Source organism: Methylobacterium sp. WL103, from assembly GCF_008039885.1.
GTDB classification, from domain to species: domain Bacteria; phylum Pseudomonadota; class Alphaproteobacteria; order Rhizobiales; family Beijerinckiaceae; genus Methylobacterium; species Methylobacterium cerastii.
In genome coordinates, this window is the sequence record NZ_VRUX01000560.1 from 1 (window position 1) to 2710 (window position 2710).

At 69.0% G+C, this 2710-nt stretch carries 3 protein-coding genes and 1 pseudogene; all 4 read left to right on the top strand.

The features are described 5' to 3' along the window. Positions 1–554, top strand: a 554-nt coding sequence (locus FV222_RS22290; protein WP_147815664.1) for an acyloxyacyl hydrolase, incomplete at its 5' end; no start/stop codon positions are given. A 21-nt stretch (positions 555–575) separates the two neighbouring features. After that, positions 576–1148 carry a cob(I)yrinic acid a,c-diamide adenosyltransferase gene (locus FV222_RS22295; protein WP_147752273.1) on the top strand — a complete coding sequence of 191 codons (573 nt, stop codon included), beginning with the start codon at positions 576–578 and terminating at the stop codon, positions 1146–1148. 222 nt (positions 1149–1370) lie between these two features. After that, complete coding sequence (locus tag FV222_RS22300) at positions 1371–2120, top strand: electron transfer flavoprotein subunit beta/FixA family protein (RefSeq protein WP_147763946.1); 750 nt, start codon at positions 1371–1373, stop codon at positions 2118–2120. Positions 2121–2187: 67 nt separating this feature from the next. Beyond that, positions 2188–2710 (top strand): annotated as a pseudogene (locus tag FV222_RS22305) (electron transfer flavoprotein subunit alpha/FixB family protein); the annotation flags it as partial.

The following is a 2710-nucleotide window of genomic DNA, read 5'->3' on the forward strand; positions in this document are numbered from 1 at the left end:
GGTACGCGCCGCGGCCCGCGGCCTACGCGCCGCCGGTGCAGCCCCTCAGCATCGTCTCCGAGGTTCGGATCGGTGGCTCGGTGCAGGATCCCGGAAGCGCCGAGGGCAAGCTTCCCGGCTTCGAGAAGCAGAACGTCAACGGCGAAATCCTATTCACGAAGCCGCTGGTGAGCGCCGACCCGTTCTGGCAGGCGTTCGTGCCGCGCGCGACCGTGGGCGGCAGCTACAACACCGGCGGCCGGACCAGCTATGCCTACCTCGGCGCCACCTGGTCGGTGGACCTGTTCCCCGAGACCTTCGACCGCCGCGTCTTCATCGACGGCTTCTTCGGCGGCGCCGCGCATAACGGCTATACCGGCCCGAAGGCGCTCGCCCCCTACGGCTTCAACTCGCTCGGCTGCTCGCCGCTGTTCCGCGAGGCGGCGGCGCTGGGCTTCCGCATCACCGAGCATTGGAGCGTGATGGCGACCGTCGAGCACATGTCGAACGCCGGCCTGTGCGGCGAGAATCGCGGCCTGACGAACTTCGGCGGCAAGCTCGGCTACACCTTCTGATCTGAAAGCGTCGGCGGACCCGTGGTCACCCTCAATCGCATCTACACACGGACCGGTGACAAGGGCACCACGGCGCTCGCCGACGGGCAGCGCCGCTCGAAGGCGGACCTGCGGGTCGAGACCTACGGCACCGTCGACGAGACCAACGCCTGCGTCGGGCTCGCCCGCCAGCACGCCGAGCCGCGCCTCGACGCGATGCTCGGCGCGATCCAGAACGACCTGTTCGACCTCGGCGCCGACCTCGCGACGCCGCCGAGCGACACGCCCCCGGCCTACGAGCCGCTGCGGATCGTGGCCTCGCAGGTCGCCCGGCTCGAAGCCGACATCGACGCGCTGAACGCTAACATCGCCCCGCTCAAGTCCTTCGTGCTGCCCGGCGGCTCCCCGGCGGCCGCCGCCCTCCACCTCGCCCGCACCGTCAGCCGCCGCGCCGAGCGGCTTGCTGTCGCGCTCGCGGCGACCGAGGGTGAGATCGTCTCCGCGGAAGCGCTCAAGTACCTCAACCGCCTTTCGGACTTCCTGTTCGTGGCGAGCCGCGCCGCCAACTCGGACGGCGTCGACGACGTGCTCTGGGTGCCGGGCAAGAACCGGTAGCAAGCACCGGCTGCAAAGAGCCGGGCCGCACGCGCCCATCTCCGTACCGTAGAAGCGAACGCCCTTCGTCGGCCGGCCGCGGCTTTTCGAAAGCGCGGGCGCGCGCCGCGTTGACAAGGCGGAAATGTGGCCGTTACGGTCCGCGCCCTGTGCGAGCGGCCGATCGCGGCGCTCCGGTTTCCACCGATCAAAACAATCCGAACGCGGAGGAAGTAGACCGCCATGAAGGTTCTGGTGCCCGTCAAGCGGGTCGTCGATTACAACGTCAAGATTCGCGTCAAGGCCGACGGCTCGGGGGTCGAACTCGCCAACGTGAAGATGTCGATGAACCCCTTCGACGAGATCGCGGTCGAGGAAGCGATTCGCCTGAAGGAGAAGGGCAAGGTCACCGAGATCGTGGCCGTGTCGATCGGGCCGCAGCAGGCCCAGGAGACGCTGCGCACCGCGCTCGCCATGGGTGCCGACCGTGCGATCCTGGTGAAGACCGATACGGTCTGCGAGCCCCTCGCGGTGGCCAAGATCCTGAAGGTGATCGTCGAGAAGGAGAGCCCCGAGCTGGTGATCCTCGGCAAGCAGGCGATCGACGACGATTCCAACCAGACCGGCCAGATGCTCGCGGCTTTGCTCGGCTGGCCGCAGGGCACCTTCGCCTTCAAGATCGAGGCGGGCGAAGGCAGCCTCGACGTGACTCGCGAGGTCGACGGCGGCCTGCAGACGGTGTCGCTCAAGCTGCCGGCGATCGTGACGACGGACCTGCGCCTCAACGAGCCGCGCTACGCCTCGCTGCCCAACATCATGAAGGCGAAGAAGAAGCCGCTGGAGGAGATGTCGCCCGACGCACTGGGCATCGACGTCACCCCGAAGCTCAAGGTGCTCAAGACCACCGAGCCGCCGGGCCGCTCCGCCGGCGTCAAGGTCGGCTCGGCCGCCGAGCTCGTGCAGAAGCTGAAGACCGAGGCCAACGTCATCTAGTCCCGACTGCGCGCGCTCCCGCTCCCGGTCGAGCGCGCGCCCCATCCGAGATCAGAGGTTTGAACCGATGACCACCCTCCTCCTCGTCGAGCACGGCCAGTCCGAGATCAAGGACGGCACCCTGAAGGCGCTCACCGCCGCCAAGGAACTCGGCGCCCCCATCCACGCCCTCGTCGTCGGCGCCGGCAGCAAGGGCGCCGCCGACGCGGCCGCCAAGCTCGACGGCGTCGACAAGGTGCTGCTCGCCGACGACGCGGCCTACGACCACGACATGGCCGAGCCGGTCGCCGCCCTGATCGTCGCCATCGCCGAGCCCTACGACGCGATCGTGTGCTCGGCGACCACCACCGGCAAGAACATCCTGCCGCGCGTGGCCGCCCTCCTCGACGTGGCGCAAATCTCCGACATCATGAAGGTGATCTCGCCCGACACGTTCGAGCGCCCGATCTACGCCGGCAACGCGATCCAGACGGTCCAGGCCGGCGCCGGCAAGAAGGTGATCACCGTCCGCACCGCCGCCTTCAAGGCGACCGGTGTGGGCGGCGCCGCGGCTCCGGTCGAGGCGGTCACGGCGGCGGTGCGGACGGTGA

Excerpts from the sequence above, each read along its gene's own strand:
- FV222_RS22300 (WP_147763946.1), top strand. The coding sequence starts at position 1,371 with ATGAAGGTTCTGGTGCCCGTCAAGCGGGTCGTCGATTACAACGTCAAG.